This window comes from Qipengyuania citrea, from assembly GCF_009828015.1.
Classification (GTDB): Bacteria; Pseudomonadota; Alphaproteobacteria; order Sphingomonadales; family Sphingomonadaceae; genus Qipengyuania; species Qipengyuania citrea.
The window spans coordinates 27,449-46,908 of sequence record NZ_WTYG01000003.1; the positions used below are offsets into that span (position 1 = coordinate 27,449).

Below are 19,460 nucleotides of genomic sequence, written 5' to 3' on the forward strand. Positions count from 1 at the left end.
CCGCTCCACGACTTTCCTGTTCGGGTTTCGATCTGCCTCATACGCTAGGCCGCACGGGATCGCGCTAGAAACCAACGACGATTCCACGCGAAAAAGGTTTGCATGCTCGATCGCTGTGCGCGCGTCTGCGTGCGCAAGGTCGCGGCCTCTCCCCATTGTAAGAGGCCAACTTCTCAAGTTTCGGTTGCAGCATGCAACCTGCTTGCTAGGCATGGCGGTGAGAGGAGAGCGAGCGTGACCGAGCAGGATCCAGAGACCATTGCCGTTATTATCGGTGTTGGCCAGATCAACGATCGGCCCGAACAGCCGGGTGACGGCCTGGACCCCGTCGGGTTGATGGCCGAAGCGCTGCGGCGCGCGGATGCCGATGCGGGCGACGGCGTACTCGAGGACTGCGATTCGCTGGCGGTTGTCGCGCAGCTAGCGTGGCCGCAACTCAATCCAGTGGATGGCAAGGTAGCCGAGGCGCTCGGCATCGATCCGTCGCATTGCATGCAGACGGCCATGCCCAACGGCGACAGCCCGATCCTGCTACTCAACGAGGCTGCCAATCGCATCGGTCGGGGAGAATCCCGGATTTGCGCGGTTGCCGGGGGCGAGGCGCTGCGGACTGCGGGTCAGCTGGCTGCACTCAAGGCACGCGATGGCAGCGAGAAACCCAATGCGCTGCGCGACGCATCGCACCGCGTGCGCAAGGGCTATGCACAAAGCTATGGGCTTACGGTCCCGACCGATGTCTATCCGCTGTACGAGAACACCGGCCGCGCGGCCTATGGCCAGACGCTCGCACAGGGGCAGGCCGAAAGCGGGACCATCTGGGCGGGCATGAGTGAAGTCGCGGCTGCTGGCGAGGGTGCGTGGATTACCAAGCCGGTGAGCGCGGAGGACGTCATCACGCCATCCGATCGCAACCGCCCGATCGCCTTTCCCTATACCAAGCTGCAGGTGGCCAATTCCTCGGTCAATCAGGGCGCGGGCTTTCTCGTAACTTCGCTCGCGGAAGCACGGCGGCGCGGGATCCCGGACGAGGCGCTGGTCTTCATCGGCTATGGCGCAGCGGCGCATGAAAGCGACAATTTCCTCGACCGGGACCGCTACGATGCTTCACCCAGCCTCGCGACATCGATCGAACGCGCGATGCAGTTGAACGCGGTCGGCACCGAAGATCTGGCCCATGTCGAACTGTACAGCTGCTTTCCCTGTGTCCCGAAAATGGCGCGCCGGGTGCTTGATTGGCCCCTCGATAGGCCGGCCACGGTGTTTGGCGGATTGACCTTCGGAGGCGGCCCGATCGGCAATTACATGAGCCATGCGGTCGTCGCCATGGTGCAGAAGCTGCGCGGGACCGGGGATAAGGGCCTGCTGTTCGCCAATGGCGGCTATGCAACGCACAATCATACTATCCTGCTTGCGGGGACGCCCACCGGCGCTGCCTTCCCGCACGACTTCGACTATCAGGCCGAAGCCGACGCGCGCCGCGGCGCTGTCCCCCCGCTCGACCGGACCTACGAGGGGCCGGCGACGATCGAGAGCTATACGGTCCATTATGGCCGCGACGGTTCGCCCAAATCGGGTGTGATCGTGGCACTCACCCCTTCGGGCAGCCGCACCCTTGCCGGCGTGGCAGGAGAAGATGCCGCCATGATCGCGTTCCTGACGGACGGCATGCATGAACCGGTAGGCAGTGCCGGCAATGTGACCCGCGGCGACGGCGACCTGTCAATGTGGGTGCGCGGCTAGCCACCCGTTCAGAACAGCAGAGCGGATACCGTATTGCCTGCTTCCAAGCCGGCCTGGCTGGATGGGCAGCGGATCAGCCAGTCGGCGCGGGCCAGGCCGCCCTGCACTCCGCTGTCCTGGTTGCCCAGTACTTCGAGGCCTGCCTGGCCCCAATGCGCCCTGGCGAAGGTCTCGCGGTCACCCGTCGCAGGCAGCGGTGTGGCCAGCGGCATGTCGCGCCAGGCATGATACCCCTCCCCGCCCTGCAAGCGCTCGAGAATCGGAACGAGGAACAGCCGCGCTGTCACCATGGCCGAACTGGGATTGCCCGGGAGTCCGAGAACGAGCCGTGCGCCAGCCCGCCCGAGCCACACCGGCTTGCCCGGCTTGATCGCCAGCCTGTCGAAGACCAGTTCGAGCCCATGCGGGGCGAACATGGGTTTGGCGAAATCACGATCGCCGACCGATGCTCCGCCGATGACAATCACGATATCGGCACTCTCCAGCAATTCGCCCGCCTGTCGCTCGAGCGCGGGCAAATCGTCCTGTCCGCGGCACCGCGAAGTTACGCAGGCACCGGCATCTTGCGCCAGCGACGCGATTGCCAGCGAGGTCGAATCCGGAATCGCGTAGGGTGCCAATTGCGCGGATCCCGGCTCGGCCAATTCATCCCCGGTGGCGATGATCGCAATCGCTGGCTGACGATGCACGGTGATCTCGGCGACATCGGCGGCCGCTGCCGCCACCAGCGTCTTCGCATCAAGGCGGGTGCCCCTGCGCAGCAGGACTGCGCCTTCCTCAAAATCGCTGCCACGCTGCCGCACGTGTTTCGCAGGGCCGAACCCCGCGGCGAACCATACCGTGTCCGCATCGCGCTGCGCATACTCCTGCATGATCACGGAATCGGCACCGTCGGGAAGCGGTGCGCCCGTGAAGATGCGAACCGCCTCTCCCGCCGGCAGGACGCTGGCGAAAGGGGCGCCGGGCCGCGCTTCGCCCGCGACCTGGACGGGTTCACCCCCAGCGATATCGCTTTGGCGCACCGCATAGCCATCCATCGCTGAAACGCTGTGCCGCGGAGACGGAATCGCCGCGCGAATATCTGCAGCCAGCACGCGCCCGGCGCCTGCGCTCAGAGGGACGGTTTCGATTTCCAGCGGCGCGACATGGGACGCGATCAGCGCCGACGCTTCACCGAATGTCTTCATGGCAGCTCTCATCGCGGGAGCTGCCAGGCGCCCGAAGCGCCGCCCTCCTTCTCGGTCACGCGGATTTCGCCGATGGTCATGCCCTTGTCGGCTGCCTTGAGCATATCGAACAGTGTAAGGCAGGCGACCGATACTGCAGTCAGCGCCTCCATTTCGACCCCGGTTCGCCCCTCGGTACGGACTACGGCTTCAACGATAAATCCGGGCAGGCTCAGGTCCATGGCGATCGCGACGTCGATCTTGCTGAGCGGCAAGGGATGGCACAGCGGGATCAGATCCGCGGTGCGCTTGGCAGCCATTACCCCGGCCAACTCAGCCGTTGCGATCACGCTGCCCTTGGGGGCCTTGCCTTCCTCTACCAACGCCAGCGTTTCGGCAGAACACGACAAGCGACCCTGCGCCCGCGCGCGCCGCGCGGTGACCGGCTTGTCCCCCACATCGACCATTCGTGCACGACCGTCCTGATCGAGATGCGATAGCTTGGGCAAATGCGGATCCTTGTCGGGTGAAGAAGAGAACCGCCGCTCTATCGCGTGAGCGTATCCGGCGACAACCCATCTCGCTGCGGACAATCATCGCAATACGGACCATAGGACCTATATCTCAAGCAAGCTTTACCTTTGGGAAGGTGATGAGCCACTCTGGCGGGCTGGCTCCGGAGATGGATGATGTGATGGCACGTGCGAGCGAGATGTCCCGAGCCCGACGCCGCCCGTTCGGCGGTGCTATTTCTCGCGCGTCAGCGGAAGCGGCCGCGCGGACGGTGCCAGCGCTTCCTGCCGGTCGAGTTCCCAGTTTGCGAGGCTGCGCACCTTCGTGCTGTGCGGCCAGTGGTACTGTGCCAGCAGGTCCCGCGTGCCCTCTTCGTCGAGCGGATAACCGAGGTGATAGCCCTGCCCGAACTCGGCACCAAGCTCGCGCGCGGTTTCCCGATCGCCCGAAGTAGCGATGAATTCGGCGACGCTTTCGAGCTTCATCGCGGCAATCATCTTCACCACCCCGCGGAGCATGTCACGCCCCTGAGGATGGCGCGCCCGCTTGATCAGCGACCCGTCGATCTTGACCTTGTCGAAGCGAATCTCGCGCAGATAAACCAGCGAGGCGAAACCGGCGCCGAAATCGTCCAGCGCCACCCGGCATCCGGCCTCGCGCAGCATGTCGACATTGCGCCTGGCGGTAGCGAAATCGACCAGCATCGCGGTCTCGGTGATTTCCAGTTGCAGACGCTCGGCCGGGTAATTCTTCTGCTTGATCAGGGCGACGATTTCGCTCGCCGCATCGCCGCCGCAAATATGCGCTGCGCTTAGATTGAACGACAGACGGCACGATGCCGGCCATTCGGCAGCGAAGTCCACTGCGCGCGAAAGCAATGCGAGAGTGATCGGCCGGATGCAGCCGATCCGCTCCGCGATCGGGATGAACTGCCCCGGAGATATATTGCCGAGCACCGGGTGCTCCCAGCGCGCCAGCGCTTCGAACGACGAGAGCTGTCCGGTCCGCAGGTTGAAGATCGGCTGGTAGGCCAGCGAAAGCTGATCCAGCGCGCCCTCCTCGAGCAGCGCGGTCTCGATCGCGTGGAGACGCTTGTTCTTGTCGCGTATCTCTGCGTCGAACAGCTTCGTCTCGATCATATCGTTGCGTTTGGCAAAATAAAGCGCTGCATCGGCATCGCGCAGCGCCTGGTCGACATCCGGGGCGTCCTCGCCAAGCAAGCGAGCGCCAGCGCACGCCCCGATGCTGACCTGCGCATTCGCCAGACGCATTGGTTTGCACAACTGCCTTAGCGCCTTGTCACACACATCGACCAATTCCCCCAGTTCGGCGAGGCAGGAAGATCCCGCGATGAATACGCCAAATTCGTCGCCGCCCAGACGGCCCACGACCGTTCCCTGGGGCAGAACGCGCTGAAGTCGAAGCGCGACCTGACGCAAGACTATGTCGCCCGCATGGTGGCCGTACAGATCGTTGATCGGTTTGAACCGGTCGAGATCGATCACCGCCAGCAGGCCGCACTGCCCACCGTCGAGCTTCGCCTCGATGTCGTGGATGAAGGCCAGCCGGCTACGCAATCCGGTAAGATTGTCGGTTTCCGCCTGATATTGCGCGTTGCGCCGCGCATCGGCCAGCTCGGTATTGGTGCGCTCCATTCGCAGCAACGCCGCGTCCGCATCGTATTGGGCCTGGAACAGCCGCAACTGCGTCCGATGACTGGTTTCGGCAATATAGAAATTGACGGCCGTAAGGACGACCGTCGCGACCGAAGCCGGGATATTGGATGCAGCGAAAAGATAGAGAACCGCGGCGACGACCGGCATGACGAAGCAGAAGAAAATCACCCTTGAGGCGAAAATGATCCCGGTGAGTGCGGCACCCTGCGTCAGTGCGGCTAGCAAACCCAGCGCAAGGATGGGCAACCAGCTCGGCGTGCCGCCGGCCATGCCGTCGAGATCGAAGGCAAGCGTAAGGTAGAACGCGGCCTGTGTGCAGGACAACAGCACCACCATAAAACCGGTCAGCCGGGCGGCGTTGCGATTGACGTCCTCGGTTTTCCCTTCGGGTACCGGAAGCATCCAGTGCCGGAAACGAAACGCGACGGCCAGCGTCAGAATGCACGCCACGATCCGGGTGACGAGGTGATCCCATGTTACCCAAGCCAGCCCGGCGTAAGGAGCAAGTATGGTAAGGTAGTAATAGTGAATTGTTTCGCGGACCGACTTGACGCGTTCGCGGCTGAACCTGTCAGCAATCTCGTCGTCGGATTCGAATCCGATCAACCTGTCGATGTGCTGCAACAATTTCACCCGATCCTCGATCATTCGGTCGCAGTGCCATGCACAGCCCAAATGATGGTTAAGTGATAGTCAGGGAAACTACTGTGCTTCGCAACCTTTGATATCATCCCTCGTTTCCCGAGCCTTTCCGAGTGTCGAACTCGCTCTACGATTAACCCTCGCCTTCGCCCTTTTGTCCGCTCGGCGAATAGGAAAAGGGGCCCCGCCGATCACGCGGCATGGCCCCTCTCTTATCAGTTGTAGCGATGGCGCAGCGTTACCGCGATCAGTCGACGCTTTCCATATGGAGCACCTTGCCGACCCATTCCGGCGATTCCGCCGCATCAGCAAGCAATTTGGCGACATCCCCCCGGGCAGCCTCGCCCTTGGGGTCGACATTCTCGCCCAGGCGGACCTCGCCGGTCCCGCGTTCATCGGTCAACGCGACCGGCCGCAGGATCGCATATTCGAGATCGGTCGCCTTGAGGTGTTCGTCCGCTTCGTGCTTCGCCTGCAAATAATGGCCAAGCTCGTGGTCGGGATCAGGGTCGCCCGCGCCGATGCTGCTGAGCATGACGAACCGGCGCACGCCGTTCGCCACCGACAGGTCGATCAGCTTCTTCGCCCCGTCGCGGTCGACCTTGTCGGTCATTTCGGCCGAAGTGTCGCCGCCCGAACCGGCGGCAAACACGACGACGTCGCAGCCTTCGGTGACGTCGTCGGACAGGTCGGTGAGATCCGCCTGGCGCTGGGCGACACCTTCGGGCAGGCCCGAGGTGTCCGAGCTTTCGCGGACCATTGCGACGGGGTTGAGCCCACGCTCGTGCAGTTCGCGGACGAGGCGCTGGCCGGTGTTACCGGTTGCACCGGCTACAAGTACTTGCATCATAATTCTCCGAATTTCTTTTTGGGCGTGCGGGCGATTTACTGCTCAGGAAGGCAGGAAGATCGCCTTCGCATTGACGAATTCCTTCATGCCGAAGCCGCCGTGTTCGCGGCCGTAACCGGAATCCTTCACGCCGCCGAAAGGCATGTTCGGGTCGGCCGCGCCGAACGAGTTGATCCGGACCATGCCGGTGTCGAAATGGTCGCGGGCCAGGCGGACCGCCTTGTCTTCGTCCTTGGTAAAGATGCCTCCGCCGAGGCCGTAACGGCTGTCATTGGCAATCCGCATCGCATTTTCGTCGTCCTTGGCGCGGATGACCGATGCGACCGGGCCGAAAAGTTCATCGTCATAAGCGGGCATGCCGGGCTTGCAGTCGGCGAGTACGGTGGCGGGGTAATAGCAACCGGCATCGTCTGCGGGATCTCCGCCGCAAAGCAGCGTGGCGCCCTGGTCGATGCTTTTGGAAACCTGCTCGACGATCGTGTCGAACTGTTCCTTGCTGGAAAGCGGCCCGAGCTGCGTGTCGTCCTTGGTCGGATCGCCCATGGTCACGCCCTTCATCCGTTCGACGAAGGCGGAAACGAATTCGTCATAGACCGCGTCGGTCACGATGAAGCGCTTGGCCGAGACGCAGGTTTCGCCATTGTTGTACAGTCGGCCCATGACGCAGGTCTTGACCGCGGTTTCGATATCGGCGTCTTCGAGCACGAGATAGGCGTCGTTCGAGCCGAGCTCGAGCACCGTTTTCTTGAGGTTCTTCGATGCCAGTTCGCCGATATGGCTGCCGGCGCCGTCGCTGCCGGTCATGGTCACCGCGCGGATGAGCTTGTGTTCGATCACCTTGTCCGACAGGTCATGACCGACGATGATGACATCGAACAAGCCCTTGGGCAGGCCGGCTTCCTCGCAAAGATCCCGCAGCAGCAGCCCACTGCCGGTGCAGATCGAGGCATGCTTGAGGATTACCGAATTGCCCGCGATCAGATTGGCGGCAAGCACACGGACCGGCTGGTAGAGCGGGAAATTCCACGGCTGCACGCTGTAGATCACGCCGATCGGCGAGAAGGTCACGATACCGCGCTTCTTGCCGCCGCTATGCGTCCGTTCCTGGTCGGCCAGCTCTTCCGGCCCCTTGTCGGCAGCATATTCGAACAAGCGCGCGCAAAGCTCGACTTCAGTCTTCCCGTCGCGCAGCAGTTTGCCCATTTCGCGCGTCATCAGTTCAGAGAAACGCTCCGAATTGTCGCGCAGCACTCCGGCAATCTTGCGGAGATAGGGTGCGCGCTCTTCATGCGACTTGCTTCGCCAGTCGAGGAACGCTTCATGCGCGCTGTCGATCTTGGCGAACACCTCCTGTTCGCCCATCACCTCGTAGGTTTCGAGCACTTCGCCGGTGGCCGGGTTGCGGGTCTGTATCTGGGACATGGGGGGCCTTCTCGCTTGCATAGCGCCAACCCGCCCGGCGGATCCGGACTGCTGGCGCTGCTGATTGCATGTTCACCAGACTAACGGGACCCCCGTCCCGCCGTTCCTGTGTGACACGAGGAATGCCGCTCAGCGCGCCAGAGCGTGTGGGAAGCAGGACGATGTCCGTAGGCGCGGCGTACGGTCAGGCGGTCTGCCGGCCGACAAGCTCGGGCGGAAGCACCACGCTCGCGGTGTTCTCGCCCCCCATCCGCCGCAGCAGGAGGTCGGCGAGGCGCGCGGCGCCAGCAGCGATATCCTGCCGGATGGTGGTCAGCGCCGGCCGGGTCTGCGAGGCAATGGGCAGATCGTCGAACCCGACGAGCTTCATCCCCCCGGGCACATCGATCCCGCGCTTCTGCAATTCGGTCATACAGGCAATCGCGAGCATGTCCGAGGCGGCGAAGATTCCATCGATACCCGCCATATCGCTCGCCAGATGCGCTGCAATCTCGTCGGCGGCGTGTTCAGGACTGAGATGGGTCGGCAGCGCACGGATCGGGACGCCCTTGTCATCGGCAACAGACTTCGCCCCCGCGTAACGGGCAGCAAATTCGATCGGGTCGGTTGATCCCAGAAAGCCGATCGTGCTGGCCCCCGCGGCGATCAGGCGTTCGGCGGCCAGTCGCCCACCGGCAAAATTGTCGGTCCCGACTACGCAATGGCGCTGGCCTTCCTGATGGTTGCCCCACACCACCATGGGCAGGAAGCGCGCCGCGGCAGCTTCTATCCGCTCGAACTGGTCCGACTGGCCGATCACGATAACCCCATCGACCATGCCCGACCCGACGAAGCGATCGAGCCAGTCCCCGTCGCGATCGGGGATGACCCGGCGCAGCATGAGGTCATAGCCGCGTTCGGTAAGCTCGTCCGCCAGATAGCCGAGCAGCGTCATGAAGAACGCGTCCGAAATATGCTGCCGGCGGTCGTGTCCGAGCGGGATGGCGACGCCGATGACGCCGGTCTTCTGCCGTCGCAACCGGCTCGCCATCTGGTTGAGGCGAAAGCCATGTTCGCGCGCCAGCGCCTCGATCCGCTCGCGGGTCTTGGCGTTGACCAGGCTCTTGCCCGCAAGCGCGCGCGACACCGTACCGGGCGATACACCGGCAATCCTGGCGAGATCGGTGATCGTGCGCGCGCGCTCGGGCGGCGGCGCGAGCTCCTGCGCGGTTTCGTGCGTGGGTTCGGACATCGGGTTCTAGTTCGCCTCCGGCCGCAGGCTTTTGGGCACCGGGCGGCCCGCGTCAACGAACATTGTCGCGACCGCACCGACCAGCATCAGCACTCCGCCAAGCAGCAGCACATTGCGCGGATCGCTGCCGAGCAGCGGTTCGTAGAACAGCGGCATGGTCAGCGTCTGGATAAGCATCGGAATCACGATGAACATGTTGAAAATACCCATGTAAATGCCGTTGCGTTCGGGGGGGATGACATCGGCCAGCATGACGTAGGTGTTGCCCATCATGCCTGCCCAGCCGATGCCGATACCCAGCATCAGCACGAACAGCGCGGCGGGTGTCTCGACCCCGGGGATGAGCAGCATCGCCGCGCCCGACGCGGTCAGGCAGATGGCATGCACCAGCCGCGCGCCCAGTTTGCGCACGATCGGGATCAGCAGGAGCGCGCCGAGGAAGGCGATGAAATTGTAGAGCGCCCCGGCCTGCTGCGTCGTCAGCGTCGCGTCCCTGAACGCCGCGCTGGAGGGATCGGAGGTATCGTAAATCGAACGGCCGACCGCGAAAGTGATGTACTGCCAATAGGCGAACATCGCATACCACTGGCACAGCATCGCCACCGACAGCTGCCGCATCGCCCTGGGCATGTCCTTGATCGCGCTGCCGATTTCACCAAGCGTCGCCTTGACGGTCATGGGCTTGCCGACAAGGTCCGCCTTTTCCTGCGCCGTCATCGGCAATTCGGGTACCCGCCAGACTGACCAGACAATAGTGCTTATCGAGAGGATCGCGCCGATGATGAAGGCAATCTTCACAATGACGGGAATGCCATTCGCATCGAGCACGTCCTTGGCAACGAAAGCGGTCAGCAGCGTCGGCGCAAGATAGGACAGGGTCTGCGCCAGGCCGGTAAACGCGCTCTGGGTCAGGAAGCCGGTGGCGCGCTGATCGGGCACCAGCCGGTCGGCGACATAGGCGCGGTAGGGTTCCATCGTGATGTTGTTGCCGGCGTCGAGGATCCACAGCAGGCTGGCGGCCATCCACAGCGCGCTGGAATAGGGCATCAGGAACAGGCTTATCGAACAGATGATTGCGCCGATCAGGAAATAGGGCGTGCGCCGGCCCCAGCGCGATTGGGTGCGGTCGCTCATTGCCCCGATGATCGGTTGCACCAGCAGGCCGGTCATCGGTCCGGCGAGCCACAGCAGCGGCATCGTCGCCTCGTCCGCACCGAGGAAGCCGTAGATCGGCCCCATGTTCGCCTGCTGCAGACCGAAACTGAACTGCAAGCCGAAGAAGCCGACGTTCATCTCGATGATTCGTAGCAGCGAAAGCCGCGGTTTTCCTGTGACTTGCATATCCGGTACTCTCTCCCAGCCCCACCTGTAGCAGCGACGTCGAGCAAGTTGGTGTCACAAACAACGCCTGATTGCAAACGTTTGCATTTTTGTATTGCAAACGTTTGCACCAACGGTATGTCTAAGGGGCGAATCGAAAGAATTCCATCTGGGAGAGCAATGATGAAACTTCGCAACGTGCTTGCTGCCGGGGTCGCGCTGTCGGCGATATCCGCCCCCGCATTCGCTCAGGAAGGCGCACCCGCTGCCGATGGCGACCCCGTCCTCGGTGACAATGTCATCATCGTCACCGCGGTCGCACAGGGCCAGAACCGTCTGGAAAGCTCGGTCTCGGTCAGCGCGCTCGACGCGGAATCGATCGCCGATCTCAACCCCAGCTCTTCCGCCGATCTCATCCGCCAGATCCCCGGCATCCGTTCGGAAGCCTCGGGCGGCGAAGGCAATGCCAATATCGCGGTTCGCGGCATTCCGGTCTCGACCGGCGGCGCGCGCTATATCCAGCTGCAGGAAGACGGGCTCCCGGTCCTCGAATTCGGCGATATCGTGTTCGGCAATGCCGACAATTTCGTGCGCGCCGATCGCAATGTCGGCCGTGTCGAGGCGGTCCGCGGCGGCTCGGCCTCGACCTTTGCCTCGAACTCGCCCGGCGGGGTGATCAACTTCATCTCGAAGACCGGGCTCGAAGAAGGCGGCGCGGTTGCCGGCACGATCGGCATCGATCACGAAACCTACCGGCTCGACTTCGATTACGGCGGCGCGCTCGACGCAACCAGCTATTTCCATGTCGGCGGTTTCTACCGCACCGGCGAAGGCGTTCGCGACACCGGTTTCAACGGCAAGGAAGGCGGCCAGATCAAGGCCAACCTCATCACCGAATTCGACGGCGGCTACATCCGCGTACACGGCAAGTACCTCGACGACAGCACGCCGACGATCCTGCCGCAGCCGGTGGCCGTGACCGGGACCGACAGCGATCCGGATTATACCGCGATCGCCAATTTCGACCCGCGCACCGCGTCGCTCTACAGCCGGTACATCTCGGCGGCGCGGACGCTCGATGGCGACAACAACCCGACGACTTACGACATCCACGACGGCCTGTCGGTCAAGAGCGCCGCATTCGGCGTCGAGGCGGAAGTCGAGTTCGCCCCCGGCTGGACGCTGACCAACCGCTTCCGCTACGCCGACAACAGCGGCAGCTTCGTTTCGCCCTTTCCCGCCAGCGTGGGCGATGCGCAGGCGATTGCCGACGGGATCGGCGGCGCCGGTTCGAGCATCGTTCTGGCCAGCGGCCCCAATGCGGGCCAGGCAGTCGCCAACCCGGCGACCCTGGGCGGCAACGGCCTGCTGACCAATGTCGTATTGTTCAACGTCCGCCTGAACGATCTCGACTACCTGGTAAACGATCTGCGGGTCGCCAAGGATTTCGATGTCGGCAGCGGCAGCGCGACCTTCACCGCGGGCTTCTATGGCAGCCGCCAGGACATCGACACCGACTGGCTGTGGACGTCCTATGTCCAGACGGTCGAAGGTGACGGCAATTCGGTCCTCGTCGATATCGTCGATGCCGGCGGCAACGTCGTCACCGATGCGGGCGTGGCCGGTTACAGCGCCAGCTTCTTCGGCAATTGCTGCCGCCGCAATTACGATGTGCGCTACGACACCTATGCGCCCTTCGCCTCGCTGGCCTTCGATTTCGATCGTGTGACCTTCGACGCCAGCATCCGCTACGATTTCGGCAGCGCCAAGGGCACGATCACCGGCTCGGATACCGGTTTCGGTGCTGGCGTGACCGCATTCGACTTCGACAATGACGGGGTTATCAGCCCCGCCGAAGCGCAGACCGGCGTGCTCCCGGTCGGCAACGCCCGCCCGGTCGATTACGATTACGACTATTTCTCCTTCTCGGTCGGCGCCAGCTACCTGCTGACCTACGACCTGTCGCTGTTCGCCCGCTACAGCCAGGGTGGCCGCCATACGGCAGACCGCAGCCTGTTCTCCCCCGCGATCAGCGCGGTGGACGGCAGCCTGCCGGGCGACGACGACAACGGCGTGATTGCCTCGGTCGACCAGCTCGAAGGCGGGCTGAAATACCAGGGCGGCAATGTCGATCTCTACGCGACCGCCTTCTATGCCGAGACCGCCGAAACCAATGTCGAAATCGCCCCGCTGCGGCTGACCGACAACACTTACGAAGCCTTCGGCCTCGAACTCGAGGGCAGCTATTCGGTGGGTCCCTTCTCGCTGTCGGCCGGTGCCACCTGGACCGATGCGGAGATCAAGGAATCGCTCAACGCCGCGGTGATCGGCAACACGCCGCGTCGCCAGGCCGATCTCGTCTTCCAGGGGACCGCGCAGTACGAGAACGATGTCTTCACCGTCGGCCTCAACGCGATCGGCACCACGGACAGCTACACGCAGGACAACAACCAGCTGAAGCTGCCCGGCTATACGCAGGTCAATGCCTTCATCGCCGTGCGTCCGATGGACCGGCTCGAGCTGTCGCTCAATGCCAGCAATCTGTTCGACGTCTACGGTTACACCGAAGCCGAAGAAGGTGCGATCCCGGGCAATGGCCTGGTCCGCGCCCGTTCGATTGCCGGACGCAGCATTCTCGCTTCCGCCCGTATCGACTTCTGACCCAGTGTCAGGACACCGGGCCGGCCGGGTCCCCTACCCCCGGTCGGCCCACCCTTTCCTCCCATCTGTGGACGCTGAGATGACAAGCGTATGGACACGCGAAGACGCCAGCAGGATCGACCCGCGTCCTGAGAACCGCATTTCCGAAATCACCCGGCCGCGCCGGAGCGACCTCGACCGCAACCGCGTCTATTGGGACATGTGGCCGATCCAGGACCGCGACGGGTGGATCGCCGATTGCCGCGGCCGGGAATTATGGATGGCGCTGACTGCACCCGATCGGGGCGATCCCAGCCTGCGCCATTTCGAGGCCAAGATCCGCCTGCTTGAACGCAAGCCGGATGGCTGGACCGATCTCGGCGACGTGCTGCCCGATCGCGCAGTGCCTTACGAACGCGAATGGGCGGGTTCGGCCGTTACCGATGGCACGACCGTGAGCCTGTACTTCACCGCCGCAGGCACTGCCGAGAAGCCCGGCGGTTACCAGCAGGCGCTCTATGAAACGCATGCGCGGATGCGCGAGGACGGGCTGCCGGTCGACTGGTCGGTTCCCGCCCCGTCGGTGCCGGTGATCACCGATGACTACCAGCCTGCCGACGCGCACGAAGGCGAGGCCGGGAAGATCAAGGCGTTCCGCGACCCCGCCTATTTCCGCGACCCCGCCGATGGCCGCGAGTATCTGGTCTTCACCGCCTCGCTCGCCAATGCGCAGAGCGAATTCAACGGCGCAGTGGGCATTGCCCGCAAGGATGGGACGCAGTGGAACCTGTTGCCGCCGCTGGTCCATGCCGATGGCGTCAACAACGAGCTCGAGCGCGCGCATGTGGTGTTCCACGACGGGCGCTATCATCTGTTCTGGGTGACGCAAAGTTCGACCTTCGCCCCGGGTCTGCGGCATGCCCCCAACGGGATGTACGGCATGGTCGCAGACAGCCTGTTCGGCCCCTACCGCCCGCTGAACCACAGCGGCCTGGTGCTGGCCAATCCCAGCGACGAGCCGATGCAGAGCTACAGCTGGTTCGCCTCGCGCGAACTGATCGTGTCGAGCTTCGTCGATTTCTGGGGCATGGACGGGCGCGAATTGCCGCGCGACCATTCCCAGGTGGCCGACCGCTTCGGCGGCGTCCCCGCGCCGCTGCTGCAGTTGACGATCAAGCAGGACCGCTGCGAATTGTTGCAGACGATCGACGCATGACCGGCGCGCGGCCCCTGTTCGGCGGGATCGAGGCGGGCGGGACCAAGTTCGTCCTTGCAGTCGGCCATTCGCCCACCGAAATCCTCGCGCGCCACGCCCTCCCCACGCGCGCGCCCGAGGCCACGCTGCGCCAGACCGAAGCATGGTTTCGCGAACAGGGCCCGCTGGCCGCGCTCGGCATCGCCAGTTTCGGCCCGGCGGTGGTCGATCGGGCTGATGGCAGCTGGGGCCATATCGGGACCACGCCCAAACCGGGCTGGTCGGGCTGCGACCTTGCCGGCCATTTCGCGCGCGCATTCGATGTTCCGGTCGGCTTCGACACCGATGTGAATGGCGCCGCTCTGGCGGAAAGCGCTTTCGGGGCCGGCCGCGAGCTGGCCTCGCTCGCCTATGTCACCGTGGGCACCGGGATCGGCGGCGGGCTGGTTGTCGATGGCCGGGCTCTGCACGGCGCGGCGCATCCCGAAATGGGGCACCTGTTCCCGCGGCGGCATCCTGCGGACGGCGAATTCGAAGGGATCTGTCCTGCGCATGGCGATTGCCTCGAAGGGCTCGCCTGCGGGCCGGCGATCCTGCAGCGCTGGGGGGCCTCGCTGTCCGACCTGCCCGACAACCACGAAGCGCACGCGGTCATTGCGTCCTATCTCGGCCAGCTGTGCCACGCGATCTTCGCCATGACCGCCGCCGAAATCGTCGTGCTGGGCGGCGGGGTAATGCACACCCCCGGCCTGCTGGAGCGCACGCGTGAAGCGGCAGCGCGCCTCGATCGGGGTTACCTGCCCGGCGGGGCCCGCCACGCGATCGTGGCCCCCGCGCTCGGCCCCAATGCGGGAATTGCCGGGGCGATCCTGCTTGCGCAGGCGGCCCGGGCGGAAAACAGCTAGGCGCCCACCGCGCGCAGGCGGCGGGCGCCTCGACGCGCTTATTTCGCCTGCGGCGTTCCGACCATCGCGGCCACGGCCTCATTGCCCTGTGCCAGCGCGACCGAAGCCGCGGTGTTGCCCTGGAGATCGACCACCCCGGCATCCGCGCCTGCCGCCAGCAGCAGTTCGATCTGGCGTTCGCGGCCGAACATCGCCGCCATCATCAGGGCGGTCTGGCCCATCGCATTGGCCGCGTTGATATCGCAGCCGGTGGCGATCAGCTGGCTGGCGATCGCGTCATGGCCGCGGAAGGCGACACCCATCAGCGCCGTATTGCCGCGTGCATCGCCGGGCTTGCAGGGATCCGCGCCGGCTTCGACCAGTGCCGAGAGCATTTCGCCGTGACCGGCATAGGCCGCGAGGATCAGCGGGGTGAAGCCCTGTTCGTTCGTCGCGTCGAGATCGGCGCCCAGCTTGACGAGGCCGTCGACCAGATCGACCCGATTGAGCCGCGCGGCATCGAACAGCAGCGCCTGCGCGCGATCCGATCCGGGAAGTTCGGCCGAAGCCGCGGTTGCGCCCTCTTCCGCAGGCTGGGGGTGTTCATGCCCGTGGGCATGGGCGTGCGCATGTTCCTGCGCTTGCAGCGGCATCGCCGCGCAGGCCAGCGCCGCCAGCGGCAGCAGCCGCGTCGTGAATGTCATCATGGGATTGGTCTTTCGTGGGGAGTGGGATGGCGGCACCGCGCCTGCCCCGAGAGGCTGGACGCGGTGCCGCGAGGTCTGGCGTCAGGGGCTCGGGAAGGTCTGCGGCGCCGCGGCGTTGAATTCGGCCACGGCCTGCATCACGTCCGGCATGGCCACGTCGACCGCTCCGGCCAGCCGCGTGCCGTATTCGGGATCGGCCTGGTAGAAATAGCTGACCATGATCGTCCGCGTGCGGTCCGACACGACCTGGCCGAGGTCGCCCGAAAGATTGGCGATGAGCTGCGCCTTGTCGGCTTCGGACAGCGACCGCCAGAAGATGCCAGGCTGCTCGAAATCCGGCGTCTTCTCGATCTGCTTCTGATCGACCATCGCCATGATCTCGTAATTCGAATAGCGCGCCCGCGCCGGGGTCTGCTTGGGAGCCATCGCCGAGGGGAAGTAGTTGACGTGGCTTTCGCGGCCCGAACGGTTGAGCTGGCCGTTCTGGTTGTTGTTGAGCGGCCCGTCGCCGGCCTCGGCCACGCGCGGCGCGTTCACTTCGAGATCGAACAGGTTGGCACCCACCCGGTAGCGCTGCGTATCGGCATAGGAGAACAGCCGGCCTTGCAGCATGCGATCTGGCGAAGGCTCGATACCCGGGACCATGTTGCTCGGCGCGAAAGCCGATTGCTCGGTCCATTCGAAGAAGTTCTCCGGCACCTCGTCGAGCGTCATCTCGCCGATCTTCATCCACGGACGGTCGAGCCATTCCTTGGTGTCGTCGAACGGATTGTAGTCGAGCGACCCGATTTCGGCGACGGGGAGGACCTGCATCATCAGGTTCCAGCTCGGATGGTCACCGCGCGAGATCGCGCCGTAGAGATCGTCGGTCAGGTAATTGAAGCCCGCTTCCTTGGCCTGCGCCGCGGTATAGTTCTTCACGCCCTGGTCGCTGATCCAGCGGAACTTGGCGAACACCTGCTCGCCCTCGTCGTTGACGAGGCGGAAGGCGTGCACGCCATTGCCGTCCATCTCGCGGTATGACGCGGGCGTGCCGAGATTGGTGTAGAGATGCGTCAGCATGTTCGTCGCTTCGGGAACATGGCTGAAGAAATCGAAGAAGCGGTTGGGATCCTGCCGGTTGGTCACCGGGTCGGGCTTGAGCGAATGGACCATGTCGGGGAACTGCATGGCGTCGCGGATGAAGAACACCGGCAAGTTGTTGCCAACCAGGTCCCAATTGCCCTCGTCGGTGTAGAACTTGGTCGCGAAGCCATGCGGATCGCGCAGATATTCGGGGCTCAGATGGCCGTGGATGACGCTGGAAAAGCGCACGAACACAGGCGTTTCCTTGCTCGGCTGGAACAGGCTGGCCATGCTGTAGTCCGAAATGTCGGCAGTGGCGCGGAACATGCCCTTGGCGCCCGTACCGCGGGCGTGGACCACGCGCTCCGGCACGCGCTCGCGGTCGAACCGCGCCAGCTTCTCGATCAGATGCGCGTCTTCGAGCAGCACCGGCCCCATGTCGCCGGCGGTCTTAGAATTGCGGTTGTCACCCACTGGCGCGCCATTGTCGCGGCGGTAGATCGGGGCCGCGCCCGTCGGCGTCTCGATCACGCTCATCGGGACGACTTCGACGCGCTCGGCGGTCTGCATGCGCGATGCGACCTGCGCCTCCTGCGGCGCGAGCTGCTGCGCGGCCGCGGCCGTGGCCAGCGACGAGATCCCCACCAGCAGGGCGGTGCAACGTGCGAATGTAATGGTAGCAGTCTTGGCGGACATTCATTTTCCCTTTGACCCGCGGCGCACCAGCGCGCCGCTCGATTGAACTGTGTCGCGGGCTGGTGGCAGCAGAAGGGAAGAGAACGAAACGCGGAATATCGTTCACGACAATCGATATAATTGAATATGTTAGACGGGCACGCCGTCAATCGCGCGCCAACGCGGGGCACGGCGGCTGCCATGGCCCCCGCGTCCCCGCGCGGCGAAATACGGATCACATGGCGCGCCCGGAGCATACGGGGCGGGACCCGGCCTGGCCCCCGCGCGGCGCCAATTCTCGCCGATGGCCCGCCGCCGGGAAGGAGCGCTCCCCCTTCCCGCCGCAGCGGCCGCGGGGTTCGTCAGAGGCTCTGCAGCGCCTTGTCCAGATCGGCGATGATATCGTCGACATGTTCGATGCCGACCGAGATGCGCACCACGTCCGGCCCCGCTCCCGCGGCGACCAGCTCGGCCTCGCCCAGCTGGCTGTGCGTGGTCGAGGCGGGATGGATGATCAGTGAGCGCGTATCGCCGATATTGGCGAGATGGCTGAACAACTCGACCTGCGAGACCAGCTTCACCCCGGCGTCGTAGCCACCTTTCAGCCCGAAAGTGAACACCGCCCCGCCCTTGCCGCCGAGATATCTGTCGGCGAGCGGCTTGTAGGCATTTGTCTCGAGCCCGGCATAGGACACCCATGCCACCTGCTCGTGGTTCTCCAGCCATTCGGCCACGGCGAGCGCGTTGGCGCAGTGCCGTTCCATGCGCAACGCGAGCGTTTCCATCCCGGTCAGCGCCAGCCATGCGTTCTGCGGGGCCATGGCCGGCCCCAGGTCACGCAGGCCAAGCACGCGGCAGGCCGTGATGAAGGCGATCGGCCCGATGGGCTCCAGCGCATCGACGAGCACGGCCCCGTGATAGGATCCGTTGGGCTGGGTCAGGCTGGGAAACTTGTCCCCCGCCGCCTTCCAGTCGAACTTGCCCGAATCCACGATCACCCCGCCGACCGCATTGCCGTGGCCGTTGAGGAACTTGGTCGTCGAATGCGTCACGATGTCCGCGCCGTGTTCGAACGGACGGCACAGCATCGGCGTGGCCATCGTGTTGTCGACGATCAGCGGGACGCCGTGATCATGCGCGATATCGGCAATCGCCGCGATGTCGGTGACCACGCCGCCCGGATTGGCGAGGCTCTCGACGAAGACGCAGCGCGTCTTGTCGTCCATCGCCGCGCGGACATTGGCGGGATCGTCAGCATCGACGAAACGCGTTTCCCAGCCGAACTTGCGGAATGCCTCGCCCATCTGGTTGAGCGAGCCGCCATAGAGCTTCTTCGCCGCGACGATGTTGCACCCCGGTTCCATCAGCGTGTGGAAGGCGACCAACTGCGCCGCATGGCCGCTGGCAACGCCCAGCGCGCCGACCCCGGCCTCCAGCGCCGCGATCTTCTTCTCGAGCGCATCGTTGGTGGGGTTCATGATCCGCGAATAGATGTTGCCGAACTGCTTGAGCGCAAACAGGTCCGCGGCATGCTCGGCGCTGTCGAAGACGTAGCTGGCCGTCTGGTAGATCGGCGTGATCCGCGCATTGGTCGCGGGGTCGGGCTCGCACCCGGCATGCACGGTGAGCGATTCGAGTTTCAGATCTGTCATGGGGCATCCTGTCCGGTGGAATTGCCCCGAAGGGAGCAGCTAAGCCCGCCCCCCGTCAACCGCATTCTCGCGCGCGGCGAAG

General features: G+C 64.4%; 14 protein-coding genes. 4 read left to right on the plus strand and 10 right to left on the minus strand.

Features of this window, described 5'->3' with window-relative positions:
* Positions 1–234: 234 nt before the first annotated feature.
* Positions 235–1,740: an acetyl-CoA acetyltransferase gene (locus GRI55_RS10165; RefSeq protein WP_160767096.1), complete on the plus strand. Its 1,506-nt coding sequence runs from the start codon at positions 235–237 to the stop codon at positions 1,738–1,740.
* 8 nt (positions 1,741–1,748) lie between these two features.
* On the opposite strand, the gene GRI55_RS10170 is transcribed toward GRI55_RS10165, so the two are convergent.
* The 7 genes from GRI55_RS10170 to GRI55_RS10200 form a co-directional block, all read right to left on the minus strand.
* The gene (locus tag GRI55_RS10170) at positions 1,749–2,927 is read right to left on the minus strand and encodes a molybdopterin molybdotransferase MoeA (protein ID WP_160767097.1); all 1,179 of its coding nucleotides are present in this window, start codon (positions 2,925–2,927) and stop codon (positions 1,749–1,751) included.
* An 8-nt stretch (positions 2,928–2,935) separates the two neighbouring features.
* Positions 2,936–3,415: a cyclic pyranopterin monophosphate synthase MoaC gene (moaC, locus tag GRI55_RS10175; protein WP_160767098.1), complete on the minus strand. Its 480-nt coding sequence runs from the start codon at positions 3,413–3,415 to the stop codon at positions 2,936–2,938.
* Positions 3,416–3,652: 237 nt separating this feature from the next.
* Positions 3,653–5,728, minus strand: a complete 2,076-nt coding sequence (locus GRI55_RS10180) for a putative bifunctional diguanylate cyclase/phosphodiesterase (protein WP_307019216.1) — start codon at positions 5,726–5,728, stop codon at positions 3,653–3,655.
* Between the two features lie 256 nt (positions 5,729–5,984).
* On the minus strand, positions 5,985–6,584 hold the full coding sequence (locus tag GRI55_RS10185) for an SDR family oxidoreductase (RefSeq protein ID WP_160767303.1): 600 nt from the start codon (positions 6,582–6,584) through the stop codon (positions 5,985–5,987).
* Between the two features lie 45 nt (positions 6,585–6,629).
* Positions 6,630–8,009 (minus strand): NAD-dependent succinate-semialdehyde dehydrogenase, encoded by a 1,380-nt coding sequence (locus GRI55_RS10190; RefSeq protein ID WP_160767100.1) that lies wholly within the window; start codon positions 8,007–8,009, stop codon positions 6,630–6,632.
* Between the two features lie 184 nt (positions 8,010–8,193).
* On the minus strand, positions 8,194–9,240 hold the full coding sequence (locus GRI55_RS10195) for a LacI family DNA-binding transcriptional regulator (RefSeq protein WP_160767101.1): 1,047 nt from the start codon (positions 9,238–9,240) through the stop codon (positions 8,194–8,196).
* 6 nt (positions 9,241–9,246) lie between these two features.
* Positions 9,247–10,581, minus strand: coding sequence for an MFS transporter (locus GRI55_RS10200; RefSeq protein ID WP_063506432.1), 1,335 nt, complete (start codon positions 10,579–10,581; stop codon positions 9,247–9,249).
* Between the two features lie 162 nt (positions 10,582–10,743).
* Between GRI55_RS10200 and GRI55_RS10205 the strand changes: the two genes are divergently transcribed.
* The 3 genes from GRI55_RS10205 (at position 10,744) to GRI55_RS10215 (ending at position 15,300) form a co-directional block, all read left to right on the plus strand.
* On the plus strand, positions 10,744–13,221 hold the full coding sequence (locus GRI55_RS10205) for a TonB-dependent receptor (RefSeq protein WP_202392476.1): 2,478 nt from the start codon (positions 10,744–10,746) through the stop codon (positions 13,219–13,221).
* Between the two features lie 79 nt (positions 13,222–13,300).
* Complete coding sequence (locus GRI55_RS10210) at positions 13,301–14,416, plus strand: glycoside hydrolase family 68 protein (RefSeq protein WP_160767103.1); 1,116 nt, start codon at positions 13,301–13,303, stop codon at positions 14,414–14,416.
* Positions 14,413–15,300 (plus strand): ROK family protein, encoded by an 888-nt coding sequence (locus tag GRI55_RS10215; RefSeq protein ID WP_160767104.1) that lies wholly within the window; start codon positions 14,413–14,415, stop codon positions 15,298–15,300. The genes GRI55_RS10210 and GRI55_RS10215 overlap by 4 nt, the downstream gene beginning before the upstream one ends.
* A 38-nt stretch (positions 15,301–15,338) precedes the next feature.
* Here GRI55_RS10215 and GRI55_RS10220 read toward each other — a convergent pair whose 3' ends face one another.
* From GRI55_RS10220 to GRI55_RS10230, 3 genes are all read right to left on the minus strand, one after another.
* The gene (locus GRI55_RS10220; protein WP_237452494.1) at positions 15,339–15,986 is read right to left on the minus strand and encodes an ankyrin repeat domain-containing protein; all 648 of its coding nucleotides are present in this window, start codon (positions 15,984–15,986) and stop codon (positions 15,339–15,341) included.
* 81 nt (positions 15,987–16,067) lie between these two features.
* The gene (locus tag GRI55_RS10225; RefSeq protein ID WP_160767105.1) at positions 16,068–17,747 is read right to left on the minus strand and encodes a catalase; all 1,680 of its coding nucleotides are present in this window, start codon (positions 17,745–17,747) and stop codon (positions 16,068–16,070) included.
* 341 nt (positions 17,748–18,088) lie between these two features.
* On the minus strand, positions 18,089–19,378 hold the full coding sequence (locus GRI55_RS10230; RefSeq protein ID WP_160767106.1) for an O-acetylhomoserine aminocarboxypropyltransferase: 1,290 nt from the start codon (positions 19,376–19,378) through the stop codon (positions 18,089–18,091).
* Between the last annotated feature and the right edge of the window lie 82 nt (positions 19,379–19,460).

Bases quoted from the DNA above. Each gene is read 5' to 3' on its own strand.
- GRI55_RS10225 (WP_160767105.1), bottom strand. From the start codon at position 17,747: ATGTCCGCCAAGACTGCTACCATTACATTCGCACGTTGCACCGCCCTG.
- GRI55_RS10190 (WP_160767100.1), bottom strand. From the start codon at position 8,009: ATGTCCCAGATACAGACCCGCAACCCGGCCACCGGCGAAGTGCTCGAA.
- GRI55_RS10210 (WP_160767103.1), top strand. From the start codon at position 13,301: ATGACAAGCGTATGGACACGCGAAGACGCCAGCAGGATCGACCCGCGT.
- GRI55_RS10200 (WP_063506432.1), bottom strand. From the start codon at position 10,581: ATGCAAGTCACAGGAAAACCGCGGCTTTCGCTGCTACGAATCATCGAG.
- GRI55_RS10185 (WP_160767303.1), bottom strand. From the start codon at position 6,584: ATGCAAGTACTTGTAGCCGGTGCAACCGGTAACACCGGCCAGCGCCTC.
- GRI55_RS10195 (WP_160767101.1), bottom strand. From the start codon at position 9,240: ATGTCCGAACCCACGCACGAAACCGCGCAGGAGCTCGCGCCGCCGCCC.
- GRI55_RS10170 (WP_160767097.1), bottom strand. From the start codon at position 2,927: ATGAAGACATTCGGTGAAGCGTCGGCGCTGATCGCGTCCCATGTCGCG.
- GRI55_RS10215 (WP_160767104.1), top strand. From the start codon at position 14,413: ATGACCGGCGCGCGGCCCCTGTTCGGCGGGATCGAGGCGGGCGGGACC.
- GRI55_RS10205 (WP_202392476.1), top strand. From the start codon at position 10,744: ATGAAACTTCGCAACGTGCTTGCTGCCGGGGTCGCGCTGTCGGCGATA.
- GRI55_RS10230 (WP_160767106.1), bottom strand. From the start codon at position 19,378: ATGACAGATCTGAAACTCGAATCGCTCACCGTGCATGCCGGGTGCGAG.
- GRI55_RS10220 (WP_237452494.1), bottom strand. From the start codon at position 15,986: ATGATGACATTCACGACGCGGCTGCTGCCGCTGGCGGCGCTGGCCTGC.